Source organism: Bacillus sp. L_1B0_5 (assembly GCF_000836715.1).
GTDB lineage: Bacteria > Bacillota > Bacilli > Bacillales > Bacillaceae_G > Bacillus_A > Bacillus_A thuringiensis_S.
This window is the reverse complement of the sequence record NZ_JXIS01000086.1, coordinates 12,908-30,078: the sequence shown is the minus strand read 5'-3', so window position 1 is coordinate 30,078 and position 17,171 is coordinate 12,908. Positions and strand designations below refer to the sequence as shown.

Genomic DNA, 17,171 nt, shown 5'->3' with positions numbered 1-17,171 from the left:
TGGAAGGTAACTTTTTATTTTATATTGTTTATTCATTTGTTTTTTCTTGTTTTGCTCGGCTAAATAAACTTTTAAATGATTGAAAGAAGCTTTGCTCTTTTGAGGCAGCAACCATTCTTTTTGTTTCTTGAATTTCTCGAATAACTTGCATAAGCTGTGCATCACGGTTACTGTCCTTGTTATAAATTTGACTGACAAGTTTATTCATTTTTTCTTCCTGTTTGGATTCTCGTTTATACATATGATTCATTAATAAGTCCATCTTTTCTTTTTGCAATGCATCTGTTTGAGCGGCGTGCTCGACTAACTCTTGAAGCATTTTTTCTTGAGATCCTTCTTTTACATAAACTTGTTGCATCAATTCATCTAGTTTCTCATCCTTTAAACGATTTTGTGTAATTAGAGTAGAATTTTGATGAATAATTGCTTCATTTAATTGAGCTAGCATTTCAAGTTTCAACATGAACTCCTCAAAGTTACGCCCATCTTCTTTTTCTTTCGGTTGTATCTCTTGCTTATCTTGTATAACTGGTACAGGTGGGGCCTCTTTTTCTTTTAAAATAATCGGTATCGTTTCTGAAATATCTTCTTGTAATGTGGCAGCTCTTTCATGTATAGATTTCAATAGTTTTAAATCATCAAGTTTATAAATACGAGCATCAGCTGTTTTAGAAATCATATAACCATGTTCCTCTAACAGTTGACTATATTTGCGGACTATATGTTTTGGGATGCCTGTTTTATTCGTGACATCTTTCGTTTTATAGGTAGCTTCCATGATATTTCCTCCCCAAAAAGTATCGTATATATCATTTCAATCTTTTATGAGGACTTCCTTTGAAAAAGAATGTCGGAAGGCTATTAGTTTTCTACAGCATTAGTGAAAAAATGAAAATTTTTGGCGGAATGGCAAGGAATAACTAAAATAATGTCTGAAAACATATACAGGAGAAGTTTGTTATAATAACGGAGGAAAAGAAACTGGTAGAAACATGGAGGTATACATGAAGCAATTAAAAGGTATTATCATTTCAATTATCGCAATCCTGTCTATTTTAGTAGCAGTCTATGAAGTACTTGTGCCAGAGGAAACAAGTGTAAAGAAAACGAATACGTATGATCAAGTGTTAGAATTTCCGAAAGAACGTTATCCAGAGACAGGAAAACATATTACGGATGCTATAAAAGAAGGGCATTCAGAAGTTTGTAAAATCGATCGTGGTGGTGCTGCAGATAGAAGGAAATTGTCGTTAGCACCATATCCATCAAAAAAAGGGTATGATCGTGATGAATGGCCAATGGCAATGTGCAAGGAAGGCGGAAAAGGAGCACATATTGAATATATAAGTCCGGCGGATAACCGCGGAGCAGGCTCTTGGGTAGGGAATAAGTTAGATAAATATCCAGATGGTACGCGTGTGAAGTTTGAAGTGAAGTAGTATTTGTACATTTCATAATGAAGGAGAAGGGGAACTATGGAGTTAACAATTTCTTATTCGCAATTAATGTTGATGAACTATGACGGTGAGCAGCCTTATGTAGACTGGACGGATGAAGATTTTGAAAGAGGTTATGCTGAGGCAGAGGGAACTGTTATTTTTGAAGCACTTTCTGATTATACTTGTGAAGTGAAAGTGACCCCAGGGAAACATATTGAAAAAGAAGAAGTGGTTAGAACGATTACGGTTCCTTTTACGGTTGAAAATGAAAGTATCGTTATAACGAGTATTCTTTCAAACAAATTTCAAATACCTATTCCAAATGGTGATTATACAGTTGTCTTACAAGCGATTCCTCTTGAAGAGCCAACGGATGATGAATTATATAAAATACAATACGAATTCTTCTTTGAAAGTAAAGAATAAAAAATGGGTTATCCTGAGAAAAGGATAACCCATTTTTTTTATGCGTTTGTTTTTAAAAGGGAACGAGCATCTTTCGCTGCTTGCACCATATGTTCTAAAGCTGGAATAACTTCTTCTGTTCTTCTCGTTTTTAAACCACAATCAGGATTAATCCAGAAATATTTAGGATCGCATACTTCTAAAGATTGTTCTACGATTTTATACATTTCATCTTTACTCGGTACACGTGGGCTATGAATATCATATACACCTAGACCGATGCCTTTTTCATATGTTGTATGTTTTAACGTATCAATAAATTCTCCGTGACTTCTTGATGTTTCGATAGAAATTACATCTGCATCTAATGCGCGAATCGCGTCAACAATATCTTCGAAGTTACTGTAACACATATGAGTATGAATTTGTGTTTCATTTGCTACAGAAGAAGTTGCTAAAAGGAAGGATTGTACTGCCCATGTAATATAAGCATCCCAATCTTTTTCTTTTAGTGGCATTCCTTCACGAAGTGCTGGCTCATCGACTTGGATTACTCTAATTCCGGAAGATTCAAGTAGTTCAATTTCGTGACGAAGAGCTAGTGCAATTTGATACGAAACTTCTTTTCTTGGAATGTCATTTCGAACGAAGGACCAATTTAAAATCGTAACAGGTCCAGTTAACATTCCTTTTACAACTTTCTCCGTTAAGCTTTGTGCATAAACAGTTTCCTTAATAGTCATTCCGTTAATAAAGGCTACATCACCATAAATAACAGGTGGTTTTACGCAGCGGGAACCGTATGATTGTACCCAACCGTTTTTAGTGAATGAGAAACCAGCAAGGCGCTCACCAAAATATTCGACCATGTCAGTTCTTTCAAATTCACCATGTACAAGGACGTCAAGACCAATTTCTTCTTGGTAACGAATCCATTTTTCTGTCTCTTTTTCAATAAATTGTTCATATTGTTCATTTGAAATAACGCCGTTACGCCACTCTTTTCGCGTTTGACGAACTTCAGTTGTTTGTGGGAAGCTACCAATAGTCGTTGTTGGTAATAGCGGTAACTCCAGGGCAACTTGTTGTAATTCGTATCGTTTTTCAAATGGAAGAGGACGTGAAAAATCTTCTTCTTTTAGTGCTGTTCGTGCTGCTTTGACATCTTCTCGGTTACGTGCAGCAGATGAACGAATTGTATGATGTACGTTTCGATATGTTTCCAGCTCATTACTAATGCTTTCTGTACCTTGAGTGAGAGCGGAATGAATAAGAACTAACTCTTCTAATTTTTGATTTGCAAATGCTAACGCATCAAATAGCTCAGTCGATAAGTGAGTTTCTTCTGTTTTATCGATCGGTGTATGCAATAAGCTACAAGAAGGCTGAACGATGAAATCTTTCGTTTGAACTTGTTTTTGTAACGTTGTAAATAACTCAAGAACTTCATCAAGGTCAGCTCTCCAAATGTTACGGCCGTCTATACAACCGACAGCTAAAGTTTTATCAGCTGGGAATCCATATTTTGAAATAGCATTTAAATTACCTTCTTTACCATGAATGAAATCTAATCCAATACCGGATACCGGGAATGTAATAATTTCTTCATAGTTTTCTTCTACGCTATCAAAATATGTTTGTAAAAGAAGAGTCGCATTTGGAACTTCTTTACGAATAGCTTCATAAATTTCTTTTGCTTGTTGAACTTCTTCTTTAGTTAAAGAAGCGAAAATCGGTTCATCAACTTGAATGGCTTGTGCACCAGCTGCATGTAGTTCTGAAAGCAGTTGTACGTAAGGTGCAACTAACTGTTTTAAAATGGTAGGAAATTGTTCTTGTGTATAGCCTTTAGCTAATTTTAAGAAAGTATATGGACCTAAAATAACAGGCTTTCCATCTACTCCTAATTCTTGTTTTGCCTCTTCGTATAAGCGAAGTGGACGATTATCTTTTAAAGAGATTTGTAATCCCTCTTCATATTCAGGAACGATATAGTGATAGTTTGTGTTAAACCATTTTGTCATTTCGGAAGCTACATGATCTTTAGAGCCACGCGCCATTGCGAAATATACATCAAGGTAAGATGTAAACTCAGAAAAACGTGATGGGATAAATCCTAGCATATAGGCAGTATCCAAAACGTGATCATAATATGTAAAGTCGCCAATTGGAATGAGTTCAATCCCTTTTTCTTGCTGTACTTTTACGTGTTGAAGGCGAATTTCTTTCATTGTTGTTAAAAATTGTTCTTCATCAATTTTATTGGACCAAAAAGCTTCCAATGTTTTTTTCCACTCTCGTTGTAGTCCGATACGTGGATAACCTAAGTTACTTGTTTGAATTGCCATTTTAAATTCCTCCCTAATTGAAAGTAAGCATTTCCGTTTACTAGGAAATACCTATAACAAAAAGTGCAAAGACATAGAAAATAAGCCTTCCTTTTTGTTTTAACACCTCATCATCATCCGTGAATCTATCAGTGTTGTTAAAACAGGCAGGTCTCCTGACTTATGCTTCATATAATTTCTTTCACCTTCCCGTTTTCACAGTGGCACCAAAAAGAAATCTCAGCATTTACAGTGGCGGGACCGTGTTGGAGTTTCACCAAGCTTCCCTTTTAAACACGAAACGAAATGTTCGTGTACCTATTTTCCTTTTGAAAGGAATTTAACAAGCGATATGATATTGAAACAAATTCTAACACAATTTTTGGAATTTTGTCTACTGTTTTAAAATAAGAAAATTCCAAAGTTTTTATTTCTTATTATTCTGACTTTTTAGCTCTGAAGTAACTAATAATATTACAGTATAAAAAGAGAAATTGAGCTATGAAAGAAGTAGGGATGCCTTCTTTCATAGCTCAATTTTCATCTATAGCAACTTCTGAAAGTCGGCCTGCTATAGCATCTTTAAGGAGGGTGTTTAGCCATTGTAATTCAACTGTAATATGCTCAATTACACTTTGTAAAATATATAGTTGTGCACGTGAAACCTTTCCTTTATTACAATCATATATCGTTTGCATAGTATGTAAATATTGAAGAGTATCGTTTTTCTTTTTTTCTAAAATAGGAACTAATTCGTGATCATTGCTAAAGTGAGCGAAAGATAAGGCTGAATAAATAGGTTTATATATTTGGTTTTTTGCTTCGAATTGTTTTAATAGTAAAGTGTGGAATAGTTTTTTGCCTTCTTCTGTTATATGAAAAATCGTTTTGTCAGGTCGATTTGTGTCTCTAATTACATTTGTAATATGAATTGCGCCTTGCTTTTCTAATTGCTCGAAGGCGTAATAAAGTGATCCTTTAGCATATTTAATATAACAATCCATTTGTCGTTCTTTCATAATATGCTGCACTTCATATGGATGTTTATCTCCTTCGAGTAGCAAGCCGAGAATGACTAATTTCATGCTCATGCTGTCTCAACTCCTGTATATAAAAACTTTATACATATTATAAACGGCATATCCTTTTTCATAAAGGGATATGCCGCTTCTTTTTTATATTAACTGACTTGCTTTTGTTTTTCTTTCTTTTTAGGGCCTGTAAAGAGGCGTTCATTTCCCATAAGTAAAATACAAATAACACTTAGTACAGCCGGGATGAGTGCCCAGAAGAATGTGTTCGCAATAGATGTAGCGAGAGCTTCTTTAATACCAGCTAATATTTCATCAGGAATTTTTGCGGTAGCGTCTGGTGATAATAAGAAGCTTGTGTCTCCACCTTTTGGAGCTAATTTTGCTAGTTCAGGGGGGAACACAGAGTTTAGTTTATCTGTAAAAACATGATTTTGAATTGTACCGAAAATCGTTACACCAAGAGTCATACCGAGTGATCGGAAGAATGAGTTTGTTGATGTCGCCGAACCGCGGTCTCGCATTTCTAACTTGTGAATAGAAGACATACTTAATACTGAGAATGAGAAGCCAACACCAAGCCCAGCGAGAATCATAAATAGTGTTACGAGTAAACGAGGTGTGTCCATTGTTAAAGTACTTAATGAATAAATACCAAGAACGAAGAAGACACCAGATACCATCATAATGTTACGATAGCTTGTTCGAGAAGCTAATTGTCCTCCTGTTTGACTTCCAATTACAGAACCAACCATCATTGGTGTTAAAATTAATCCAGCATTAGAGGCCGAACCTCCAAGAACGCCTTGAATGAAGATTGGAATATAAACTGTACAGATAATAAAAGCAGCACCATAGAAAAAGGCAACTCCTTGACTAGCTGCGAATAAAGGTTTTTTAAATAGATGGAACGAAATAATAGGCTCGGTTGCTTTTCGTTCTACAAAGAAGAAAATAATAAGTGTAATAACTACTGTTGTAAATAAGCCAATAATTACAGTGGAATTCCAGGCATATTCCTTACCACCAAGTTCTAATGCGAACATTAAGCAAACGATACTTATGACAAGTGTAATAGCACCAGCCCAATCAATTTTTTGTTTTCTAAATTCTAGAGACTCACTGTAGTATTTAGTAATGAAGAAAAAGGAGATAAGTCCTAATGGAATATTGATATAGAAGACCCAATGCCAACTTATATAGTCTGTAATATAAGCACCTAATAAAGGACCGAATACACTAGATGTCCCGAAAACAGCACCGAATAGCCCTGTCATCTTTCCGCGTTTTTCTGGTGGGAAGATATCATACATAATTGTAAAGGCGATAGGCATAAGGGCACCACCACCGATACCTTGAATAGCTCTATAAATACTTAATTGCTCAATACTTGAAGCTGTTCCGCAAAGCGCAGAACCGAATAAGAAAAGAATGAGGCCCCCAATATAAAAACGTTTCCGCCCGTACATATCAGAAAGTTTCCCGAAGATAGGCATCCCTGCCATTGTTGCTACCATATAAGCTGATGTGACCCAAACAAACTTATCAAAGCCTCCTAGGTCTCCAACGATTGTTGCCATTGCGGTTGCAACGATTGTATTATCCATTGCCGCCATTAATATACCAAGCAGTAAACCAGCAACAACAAATTTTGTCTTGTTGGCGTCTTTTTTTAATGGTTGAGTTTCCAAATATAACCCTCCTTTAGAAATAAGTAAACTATATTAAGTTTTGAGTGCAGTGGATAAAAAATTTAAATGTATAGTTGATTTTAATTTCTTTTCCATAAGTACACTAATATGCCATAAAGAATATTATAGTCAAATTTGACTATAAGGCAAACTTTTTCTTCCGTCAAAATATTCTTTCGTATGAGTAGAGAAAGAGTGAGACATACTGAATATTGCCATAAAGTTAATGAAGGAAATTGTAAAAAAATTCATTAAGAACACCTTCTGTTAATAGATGAAAAATGGTTTTTTCTTCATATTGTCGAATAAGATAAAAGGAAGAGAAATATTAAACATTGCTTGTAGCAAGCTTTAGTAATTTTGGGAATTCATTGTGTGTATGGTACATCTGAAATGAGGTGAATATATATTATGAAAATATGGGGGCGAATTTCGAATACAGGAAAGTATTCAATACCGCTACAACCAGTATTGTGGATTGACGGATCGAAAAAGGAAAATGAATTTCCTCAAGTAGCCGTTACATTACAAATCGGTAGTATGTATACAGAACAATTTTCGTATGAATTGACCTACGATGTAAACGACATACTTATTATGCGAATTGAAGTGGAAAATAAAGGGGTAGAAATGATTTCGAGAGTTGTTGTAAGTCATATGATTCGAGATTACTTTGCTTATATTCCTAATTCTTTAAAAGTTGATAAGGGGATAAGTGAGTTTTTATTCCAGCTTGTAAGGTGGCGAATTGATGATTTGTTACCGAATGAAAAGGTGGAACTACGTTGTAAAATAAAAGCTAATAAAGATAAAGCTCTTAAACAAGCATTCTTTCAGGCTACATATACATTTCAAGATAAAGAGATATCATATGGTCCACTGCAAACAAATGAAGTTGTTGTGCGTCAATGATAAAAAGGAACCTATACAAAAGGTTCCTTTTTTTAGTGAAGGTTGTGTTTTTTGAGTATTTTCTTTTGTTCGATTCCTTTTTTTCCTACATAGTTATTTTTGTAGCCAAAGTATAGAATAAATAAAAATGAAACAACATTAACAATAGCGTCGATTTGATCGTTTGTAATAAAGTGTATGCCGAAAGAGGTAAATAATAATTTTAATGATAATAGAAAACCAGCTAGTAAACGCATAGAATCTGATAGATTCTCTTTTTGTAGCATATAGATTACTCCTTTCTATAAAAGTTATATATTATATATATGAAATAGAGTAGAAAAGGTATACAAGCTTAAACAGAAATGTACATTGGATATGTACATTTTTTATTTTGTAGAAAAACATTATTGATATAGAAACATATATTGGTATAAAAGGGGGGAGAAGTATGAAACATAAAGGGAAAATTAGTGGGTTATTACTTGGGAATACAGTGGCAGTTACAGAATGGATTGCACTTCAGGATGTAATTGCAAAACTGGATTCACGATCATTTTATACCGTCTTTATTATTTATATATTGCAAATGATACTAAGTTATTATTTTGGACATTGGTACGATAAAAGAGCGAGCAAGCGTATGAATGTGGAAGTAGGAGGAATGGCAAGCAACGATTTTGTTGTTGATTTTTTTGGGAAAGTAGCCGCTTTATCTGAAAGAGATTCCCGTAATATTACAGTGTACATTCTTTCTGTAAAAGAATGGGAAGGATTAAAAGACACGTTGCAAGAAAAAAAATTGGGAGTGTTAGTAAAAAAATTGGAGAGTACCATTGTAAAGACAATCCGGAAGGGAGATGTTGTTACAAAGTGGGATGAAAATAAGTATGTTATTGTAGCAATTGATAATGGTCATGAAACATCAACAATAACAAACAGATTAATGAAAAATATTGAAAGTGAAATAGAAGGTGATTTACTCAGTGTCACTCTTCTATTTGGAGCAGCTAGCTATCCAGTAGAAGGAAAAACATTTGAAGAACTGTTGAGAAAGTCGCAAAATCAATTGTACCAGTATAGAAATTTACAAGAAAATGAGTAAAACTTTGATTTAAAGATATATGATAGGAAGAAGTTTTATTTGTAACATTTTTTTGACTTTTATTACAAAAAAAGCTGCGTTTGTAATAAAAGTCTTTAAAAATATATGAAATAAGCATATAATTATGATGGTAGTGCCAATGCAATTTGCACAATGTGTTTTATTTTAAAAGTGTAGAGGAAAGCAAGCTCTACACTTTTCCTTTTTAGGAAATGAAAAGAATATTTGTAAGTTGTTGCGAGATATCGATTGTACTGTGTAAAATGAACAAAGAGATTATTTGATAGAAAGCTGGAAAGGGAATGATAGACGTGAGAGCGGAACGATCACCTTTTATCAGGTGAACTATTATAGTCTTAATAAGACTGAGGTGAAATTCTGTGGCCATTAAGGGAATACATAGTGTGAACAGGTTTTAAAAAACACGAAGTACTATACTTAAAAATGGATATGGAACTGCTAAATACTTCAAAAAGAATAATGTAATATTAAGTAATAATTTGTATAAACAATATTAATGATCTTCGTAAAAAAGATGCGAGTGTATAGAACAATTACATATTTTATAACTTTTTTATATTACACGATGGTCGTTTATAAGTAGGAGGAAGAGATGTTGAAATATAGTAAATTAGCAATTATAACTGCATTATCAATGACTTTATTAGCCGGTTGTTTTGGACCGAAACCGGAAGAAGAATTATATGTAGCGTTTGAAAACGCTGCTAAACAAGAAAAAACAATGTTTGAAGATGCAAAAAAACTTGAGGATTTAGAGAAAGAAGGACAAGAATTATATAACCAGATTGTGCAAGAGGGAAAAGATAATAATCAAACTGTTAAAGAAAAACTGAATCAAGCAGCAAAGAATACAACGGAACGAGAAAAAGTACTTACAAAAGAAAAAGAGGCTTTAAATAAAGCGCAAGAAGAAGTGAAGTCAGCTGATAAGTATGTGAAAAAAATTGAAGATAATAAGTTGAAAAATCAAGCTGATAAAGTGAAAAGCACTTATGAGAAACGACACGATTCATTTAATAAAATGTATGACAGCTATAATAAATCTTTAAAACAAGAAAAAGAGTTATATACAATGTTACAAGATAAAGGTACTAAATTAAAAGATATTAGTGAAAAAGTAAAAGTAGTAAATCAATCTTATAAGGATATTGAGTCAGAAAAAGATAAATTTAATGAATTCACAAAGTCTTATAATACAGAAAAAGTAGCTTTTTATAAACAAGCAAATATTAAAATTAAAGAAGAGAAAAAATAAAACAGTTTGGCCTACACTTGGTCAAACTGTTTTATTTTTTTGTATAAGTACGACTATACCATGGAACAGGTTCACTTAATTTTTTTTCTTGTTTCAATGCTTCAGGACCAATATAATCTTGAAGTGTTTTTTTTGCTACTGTTAAAGATAAGGTTGTTTTCGGATTTCGATAGGAGGATTCAAGATGACCAAGATGCGGTAGAATTCGAAAATCTTCTTTTGTAGGAGGGATGTGGAAAAAATAATCGCCTAAACGTATAAGGACATCAGATTGTTGTTGGCTAAAACGTGGGTTTCTAGAAAAATGTAATCCTTCTTTAATTGCTTTTTTTTCAGCAATCAAACGTTCTAAAGCTGTCTTTTTTAACCAGTATAAATATTTAGGGTTAGTAGCTGCTTTAGCATGACGATTCACAACGAAAATAGATTGAGCTAGTCGATTAATAGAATGTTGGTTTTGTAATTGAGATTGTGGTTGTGAAGGTTTCATATTGAATCTCCTTTCAATTTTTCATTATTATACCATAAATAAAAGAGGTTTTTATTATATGCAAAAAGTGATTGTATATATTTTCAATATTAAAGCAATATTGTTACAAAAAACAACTATTTTGTATAATAGTAATAGAATATGTTTTTGAAATTTGATAATGAAAGAGTGAGAAGTTTGAAAGAAATATTAAAACAACAGTATGCCATTATAGATATTGGATCTAATACAATGCGTTTAGTTATTTATGAAAAGCAAAATGGAGGTTTTTATAAAGAGATTGAAAATACGAAAGTGGTTGCTAGGTTAAGGAATTACTTAATTGATGGTGTGTTGAATGAAGAGGGAATAAAAGTATTATTACAGACATTAGTGCAATTTCAAGAAAGTACAAGGTTCCATCAGTTGCATCATGTACTTTGTGTTGCAACAGCAACAATTAGACAGTCTGAGAATCAAGAGGAAATTAAAAAGCTTGTTGAAGGACAAACGGACTTTACTCTTAGAGTATTATCAGAATATGAGGAAGCGCGTTACGGATACTTGGCGGTTATGAATTCTACATCGTTTTCAGAAGGAATAACGGTAGATATTGGTGGGGGAAGTACGGAAGTTACATACTTTAGAAATAGAGAGATTTTAGAGTACCATAGTTTTCCTTTTGGGGCACTTTCTTTAAAGCAACAATTTATTAAAGGCGATATTCCTACTACAGATGAGTTAGAGGGAATGCAACAGTATTTAGAGTTTCAATTTCGAACGTTACCATGGTTAATCAATAAGAAATTGCCTCTTATTGCAATTGGTGGTAGTGCGAGGAACTTAGTAAAAATCCATCAAAATTTAATATGTTATCCTATAGCAGGATTACATTTATACAAGATGACAGAAGAAGATATTGAAAATGTAAAAGATGAATTGGAAAAATTGTCGTTCATAGAACTTCAGAAATTGGAAGGCTTGGCAAAAGATCGAGCGGATACGATTATTCCAGCGGTTGAAGTATTTCATACACTTGTTAATGTTATAGAGGCACCGGCATTTGTATTAAGTAGAAAAGGGTTAAGAGAAGGTGTTTTCTATGAAGAGTTGACAAAAGATTTGGGGATTTCATATTATCCGAACGTAGTTGAAGAAAGTTTGCATTTACTATCACACGAATATGAAATGGATATGGAATTTGTTATTCAACTTATTAAACATGGAAGACTAATTTGCAAACAACTTGAGGAAATAGGGCTTATTTCTATGTCAGTAAAAGACTGGGAAGTGTTCCATCAAGCAGCGAAAGTATTTAATATAGGCAAATATATAGACGAAGAAGCGAGCCGTTTACATACGTTTTATTTATTAGCGAATAAGACAATTGATGGCATGATGCATAAAGATCGAGTAAGGCTAGCACTTATTGCATCGTATAAATCAAAAATGTTATTTAAACAACATTTATCTCCATTTGAAGGTTGGTTTGATAAAAGCGAACAAAAAAAAATCCGCCTATTAGGAGCTGTTTTACAATTTTCAGCTACTTTAAATGTAAGGCAACGATCGCTTGTTGATACGATATCTATAACAGAAAATGAAGAAGGATTAACGTTTAAAGCTTTATGTGAACAATCGGCATTAGCGGAAAAAGTGCAAGCTGAAAAACAAAAAAAACAGTTAGAAAGAGTACTAAAAACGAATATTAACTTGTCATTTGAACTAAAACATTAGGTTGTACGGATGTCTTTACAAAAAATTTACACTTTATAATATTGTAATTTGCTAAAATAAAAGTAACTAAATTATAGTAAAAAAGTTTCAAGGGGAAGTGTGAAGAGAATGGAATTATTGAAGGGGAATGCAGTAAATTTAAATGATACAGCTTATTACAATAATCGAGAGCTAAGTTGGTTAGCATTTAATGAACGTGTCTTACAAGAAGCGCAAGATGCAAATAATCCACTGTTGGAAAGATTGAAATTCATTAGTATTTTTAGTTCGAATTTAGATGAGTTTTTTATGGTACGCGTAGCGGGATTAAAGGATCAAGTGAGTGCTGGATTTAACCAACCAGAAAATAAAGCTGGCTTCACACCAAAAAAGCAATTAAATAAAATTGCGATAAAAGCCCATGCACTAATGACAATACAATATGATACATTTAAAAATTATGTATTGCCAGCGCTTGAATTAGAGGGGATTGAACGTTTAACATTCAATGATTTGACGAAAGAGCAGCGAGAATTTATAGAAGAGTATTTTGATGAGCAAATTTTTCCTGTGTTAACTCCTGTAGCTATTGATGCATATCGTCCATTTCCAATGTTATTAAACAAAAGTTTGAATTTAGCTACTCTTTTATATGATGAGAAGCAAGCGGAAGAAGAAAACAGGACGAAGTTAGGAATTGTACAAGTTCCTTCATTACTTGAGCGCTTCATAATTTTACCGAGCGAAGGGCAAAAGCATAAATTTATTTTATTAGAAGACGTAATTAGTAGCTTTACTCATAAATTATTTACGGGATATACAGTATCATCTGTTACTCGTTTCCGTATTACACGCAATGCCGATTTAACGATTCATGAAGAAGGTGCGAGAGATTTATTAAAGGTAATTGAAAAAGAATTAAAAAAGCGTAAGTGGGGGGCTGCTGTACGTTTAGAAGTTGGGAAAGAACACATTGATGAAAGAGTATTAGCGTTATTATATGAGGTTCTGGAAGTAAAAGATGAAGATGTATATATAATGGATGGTCCATTAGATTTAACATGCTTGTTTTCTTTATATAAAAAACTAGCTCCTTTATATGAACATCTTGTATATCCGGCTCTTATTCCGCAACCGCCTCAAGACTTAGGTGATGAAGAAGATGTATTTGAAAAAGCAATCGAGCATGATATTTTATTACATCATCCTTTTGAATCATTTCAGCCGGTAGTTGATTTTGTCCGTGATGCGGCAGACGATCCGAATGTACTTGCGATTAAACAAACGTTATATCGAGTAAGTGGTGATTCACCGATTATTCAGGCGTTAAAGATAGCGGCTGAAAAAGGAAAACAAGTGACGGTATTAGTTGAATTAAAGGCAAGATTTGATGAAGAAAACAATGTTCATTGGGCTAAAGAATTGGAACAGGCAGGCTGTCATGTTATTTACGGTGTAAGTCACTTGAAAACACATAGTAAAATTACGTTAGTTGTAAGAAGAAAAAACGGAAAAATTGAAAGGTTCGTACATCTCGGGACTGGAAACTATAATGATGCAACAGCGAAGTTATATACTGATTTTGGATATATTACATCAAGAAAAGACTTTGGGGTCGATGCAACCAATTTCTTTAATTATTTAAGTGGTTATACAACAAAGCCACATTTTCATCATTTATCGGTTGCTCCATTTGATATAAGAGAGCAATTTATGGATTTAATAGATGAAGAAATCCGTTATCATAGGCAATATGGAAATGGATACATTATCGCTAAGATGAATTCATTAACAGATAAACCATTAATTAAAAAAATGTACGAAGCATCACAAGCTGGAGTAAAGGTAGAGCTCATTGTTCGAGGAACATGTTGTCTAAGACCTGGTATTCCAAATGTAAGTGAAAATATTCGTGTAGTTAGTGTTGTTGGAAGATATTTAGAACATAGCCGTATTTATTATTTCCATCATAATGGCGAGGAGAAAATATATTTATCTTCAGCTGATTGGATGACGCGAAATATGGAGAAGCGAGTGGAAATATCTTTCCCGATATTAGATATTGAAATGAAGGCACGAATTAAGGCGATTTTACAGCTTACATTAGCTGATAATGTGAAAACACGTGAACAAAATAAAGATGGTGATTACTATTATGTTATTAATGGTAGTACAGAAGAAATTGATAGCCAAGTGAAGTTGTTTAAGATGGCGTATCAAAATACAGACGCTGAATAATGAAAAATGAAAAAAGTAAAAACCTCTTATGGACATAAGAGGTTTTTACTTTTTTCTACTCATATGCTCCCAAAATGGAAGGATGAGTAGAAACAATAGTTTTATTATAAGCGTGTAATGAGGTGGCTCGTTGAGAGAATAATATTTGAAAGAATAGTTATTTTAACTTAGTAATAGTATGGTTGTTGACATGGTCCACCGTAACAAGGATAAGGTGCTGGCGGCGGGAAAGGTGGTGGATAAGGTGGGTAAAATGGTCGCGGGCCGAAAGCTAATGCTCCGCCGAGTAATCCACCAGCAATTCCAGCTAGAAAGGGAACGCCAAAAAACGGGAAGAAGCGTGAATCGCCTACTGGACCAATAGGTGCTGAACGGACTGGGATTGGTTGATAATATGGATACATGAACATACCTCCTTTATTGGACTCACTTTCATCATATGGTAAATGAAACGTGGATGAGCGCGTACAAGAAAGGATATGCAAGAAAATAGGCGAATTATTACGAATGTTGGAGTATAAAAAGTGTAATTTCAGGTTTTGACATAAAACGGAATGGGACACGTGTTCTTCCCAAGCCTCGATTGACATAGAGAGTTAAATCCTGAATTGTATAGAAGCCTTCAATATAGTCTTTGGCGAGTGATGGTGTAATAATAGCTCCTAAAAAAGGAATTTGTACTTGTCCGCCGTGGCTATGACCAGAAAGTTGCAAGTTGATTGGATATTTGGAAACTTTGGGCGCGATATCTGGTTCGTGAACAAGAACAATGTTATAAGTATTTTCCCGTGCATGCTCTAATGTTTTCTCTATTTTTGGTTTGCCTAGTAGTATATCATCGAGACCGAAAATAGAAATTTCACTATTATCCATTAGATGAATTCTTTTTTCACTATTTAGCAATAGTTCAAATCCAGATTCACGCATGATGTGCTCATAGTATTCCGTTCCATATCCACCGTGATCATGGTTACCATAAATAGCGAATTTCCCGAAGGGGGCTTGTATATTTTTTAAAATGGATGCAACGAAAGGGGTGTCAGTATACGTTTGGTAATTATCAATGAGATCTCCAGTAAAAAGGACAATATCTGGATTTACAGCATTAATTTTAGAAACAACTTGAGATAAATGTTGAAGCGAGAAATAGTATCCGAGATGTAAATCGCTGAATTGAAGAATTTTCATACCATGAAAACTTTTTGGGATGAGTTGTGATTTTAATGTGTGCTGTGTAAAAGAAATGAAATGGGGCTCTATATATTTAGCATAGTAGTATCCGATGCTACTGGTTATAAATGAATAGAGACAAGTACGCATACCAATTTTTAAAAAATCTCTTCTTGTAATGTGCTTCATAAAAATATGAGTATACTTCAATGTTTTTATTCCATTTATAGGATACTCAAATCTCCTTTCAGTTTATTTAAAATATATTTTGCATAACAAAAAATTAGTATAGATTACGAAAAAAATGAATGAAAGAAAGTTCTTTATGTTAAAATATCAGAAAAATTTAAAAATATAAAGATTTCTATTAAATAAAGTGATAAAATGAATGTGTATTCATTTTTTGGAGGGGATGTATGTGAAAGAAAAGGTAGTTATTATAACAGGTGGATCGAGTGGAATGGGAAAAGGAATGGCAACTCGTTTTGCAAAAGAAGGGGCACGAGTTGTTATTACAGGACGTACAAAGGAAAAACTAGAGGAAACAAAGTTGGAAATTGAACAATTTCCAGGGCAAGTATTACCTGTACAAATGGATGTAAGAAATACAGATGACATTCAGAAAATGATTGAACAGATTGATGAGAAGTTTGGTCGAATTGATGTTTTAATAAATAATGCAGCTGGCAACTTTATTTGTCCAGCAGAAGATTTATCTGTGAATGGCTGGAATTCAGTCATTAATATTGTGTTAAACGGTACATTTTATTGTAGCCATGCTGTCGGAAAATATTGGATTGAAAAAGGTATAAAAGGGAATATCATTAACATGGTAGCAACGTATGCATGGGATGCAGGGCCAGGAGTGATTCATTCGGCTGCAGCGAAGGCAGGAGTATTAGCGATGACGAAGACGCTCGCTGTTGAGTGGGGACGTAAATATGGAATACGAGTTAACGCTATTGCGCCAGGACCAATTGAACGTACGGGCGGTGCTGATAAATTATGGATTTCAGAAGAAATGGCTAAGCGTACGATACAAAGTGTTCCGCTTGGAAGGTTGGGTACGCCAGAAGAAATCGCTGGTCTAGCTTATTATTTATGCTCAGATGAAGCTGCGTACATAAATGGAACTTGCATGACAATGGATGGAGGACAACATTTACATCAATATCCATTTTAAAAGGGATAAAAAAATGAATGTTTGATTCATTTTTTTATGATTAAATGTGACAGAATTGTTACATGTGAAAGAAAAGTGTTTACAAGAGGTCATATATACGTTATATTTAAGACCTCTTTTTTCTTCATAGTAGAATTGCTAATTCCCCTTAGCATTTTACCCCTCTAATCCCTTCAGGAAAACTGAAGGGATTTTTTATTATTTTTCCGTAAATATCATGTTATAATTTT

Annotated in this window: 16 protein-coding genes and 1 riboswitch; of the genes, 8 read left to right on the top strand and 8 right to left on the bottom strand. The window is 33.7% G+C overall.

Annotation, left to right across the window (positions count from 1 at the left end; genetic code table 11):
* Nucleotides 1–28 precede the first annotated feature (28 nt).
* Nucleotides 29–778 (bottom strand): DUF3967 domain-containing protein, encoded by a 750-nt coding sequence (locus RT27_RS24170; protein ID WP_000388467.1) that lies wholly within the window; start codon nt 776–778, stop codon nt 29–31.
* A 226-nt stretch (nt 779–1,004) separates the two neighbouring features.
* On the opposite strand from RT27_RS24170, the gene nucA reads away from it, so the two are divergent.
* Together nucA and RT27_RS24160 are read left to right on the top strand one after the other, a co-directional pair.
* Nucleotides 1,005–1,439 carry a DNA-entry nuclease gene (gene nucA / locus RT27_RS24165; RefSeq protein ID WP_043937824.1) on the top strand — a complete coding sequence of 145 codons (435 nt, stop codon included), beginning with the start codon at nt 1,005–1,007 and terminating at the stop codon, nt 1,437–1,439.
* A gap of 36 nt (nt 1,440–1,475) precedes the next feature.
* On the top strand, nt 1,476–1,865 hold the full coding sequence (locus RT27_RS24160; RefSeq protein ID WP_016080432.1) for a competence protein ComJ: 390 nt from the start codon (nt 1,476–1,478) through the stop codon (nt 1,863–1,865).
* Nucleotides 1,866–1,903: 38 nt separating this feature from the next.
* Here RT27_RS24160 and metE read toward each other — a convergent pair whose 3' ends face one another.
* From metE to RT27_RS24145, 3 genes are all read right to left on the bottom strand, one after another.
* A complete protein-coding gene (gene metE, locus RT27_RS24155) occupies nt 1,904–4,192 on the bottom strand; it encodes a 5-methyltetrahydropteroyltriglutamate--homocysteine S-methyltransferase (protein WP_043937823.1) in 2,289 nt (762 codons plus the stop codon).
* Nucleotides 4,193–4,319: 127 nt separating this feature from the next.
* A riboswitch (cobalamin riboswitch) is annotated at nt 4,320–4,508 on the bottom strand.
* A 196-nt stretch (nt 4,509–4,704) separates the two neighbouring features.
* Nucleotides 4,705–5,262 carry a PadR family transcriptional regulator gene (locus RT27_RS24150; protein WP_016080434.1) on the bottom strand — a complete coding sequence of 186 codons (558 nt, stop codon included), beginning with the start codon at nt 5,260–5,262 and terminating at the stop codon, nt 4,705–4,707.
* Nucleotides 5,263–5,351: 89 nt separating this feature from the next.
* Nucleotides 5,352–6,893, bottom strand: a complete 1,542-nt coding sequence (locus RT27_RS24145; protein WP_029443156.1) for an MDR family MFS transporter — start codon at nt 6,891–6,893, stop codon at nt 5,352–5,354.
* A gap of 411 nt (nt 6,894–7,304) precedes the next feature.
* On the opposite strand from RT27_RS24145, the gene RT27_RS24140 reads away from it, so the two are divergent.
* Nucleotides 7,305–7,805 carry a hypothetical protein gene (locus tag RT27_RS24140; RefSeq protein ID WP_016080436.1) on the top strand — a complete coding sequence of 167 codons (501 nt, stop codon included), beginning with the start codon at nt 7,305–7,307 and terminating at the stop codon, nt 7,803–7,805.
* A 32-nt stretch (nt 7,806–7,837) separates the two neighbouring features.
* On the opposite strand, the gene RT27_RS24135 is transcribed toward RT27_RS24140, so the two are convergent.
* Nucleotides 7,838–8,071, bottom strand: a complete 234-nt coding sequence (locus tag RT27_RS24135; RefSeq protein WP_016080437.1) for an SPP1 phage holin family protein — start codon at nt 8,069–8,071, stop codon at nt 7,838–7,840.
* A 164-nt stretch (nt 8,072–8,235) separates the two neighbouring features.
* Between RT27_RS24135 and RT27_RS24130 the strand changes: the two genes are divergently transcribed.
* Nucleotides 8,236–8,889, top strand: coding sequence for a diguanylate cyclase (locus tag RT27_RS24130; protein ID WP_016080438.1), 654 nt, complete (start codon nt 8,236–8,238; stop codon nt 8,887–8,889).
* Between the two features lie 613 nt (nt 8,890–9,502).
* Complete coding sequence (locus tag RT27_RS24125) at nt 9,503–10,165, top strand: YkyA family protein (RefSeq protein WP_016080439.1); 663 nt, start codon at nt 9,503–9,505, stop codon at nt 10,163–10,165.
* Nucleotides 10,166–10,196: 31 nt separating this feature from the next.
* Here the strand turns inward: RT27_RS24125 and RT27_RS24120 are convergent, their stop codons facing one another.
* Entirely contained in the window at nt 10,197–10,655 is a 459-nt protein-coding gene (locus tag RT27_RS24120) for a YkyB family protein (RefSeq protein WP_000804864.1), read from the bottom strand.
* Nucleotides 10,656–10,796: 141 nt separating this feature from the next.
* On the opposite strand from RT27_RS24120, the gene RT27_RS24115 reads away from it, so the two are divergent.
* Nucleotides 10,797–12,371: a Ppx/GppA family phosphatase gene (locus tag RT27_RS24115; protein ID WP_043937821.1), complete on the top strand. Its 1,575-nt coding sequence runs from the start codon at nt 10,797–10,799 to the stop codon at nt 12,369–12,371.
* Nucleotides 12,372–12,479: 108 nt separating this feature from the next.
* Entirely contained in the window at nt 12,480–14,588 is a 2,109-nt protein-coding gene (locus RT27_RS24110; protein ID WP_029443154.1) for a polyphosphate kinase, read from the top strand.
* 167 nt (nt 14,589–14,755) lie between these two features.
* On the opposite strand, the gene RT27_RS24105 is transcribed toward RT27_RS24110, so the two are convergent.
* Nucleotides 14,756–14,992, bottom strand: coding sequence for a hypothetical protein (locus RT27_RS24105; protein WP_000283738.1), 237 nt, complete (start codon nt 14,990–14,992; stop codon nt 14,756–14,758).
* A 97-nt stretch (nt 14,993–15,089) separates the two neighbouring features.
* Entirely contained in the window at nt 15,090–15,947 is an 858-nt protein-coding gene (locus RT27_RS24100) for a metallophosphoesterase (RefSeq protein ID WP_043937833.1), read from the bottom strand.
* Nucleotides 15,948–16,176: 229 nt separating this feature from the next.
* On the opposite strand from RT27_RS24100, the gene fadH reads away from it, so the two are divergent.
* Complete coding sequence (gene fadH, locus RT27_RS24095) at nt 16,177–16,941, top strand: 2,4-dienoyl-CoA reductase (protein ID WP_000660913.1); 765 nt, start codon at nt 16,177–16,179, stop codon at nt 16,939–16,941.
* Nucleotides 16,942–17,171 lie beyond the last annotated feature (230 nt).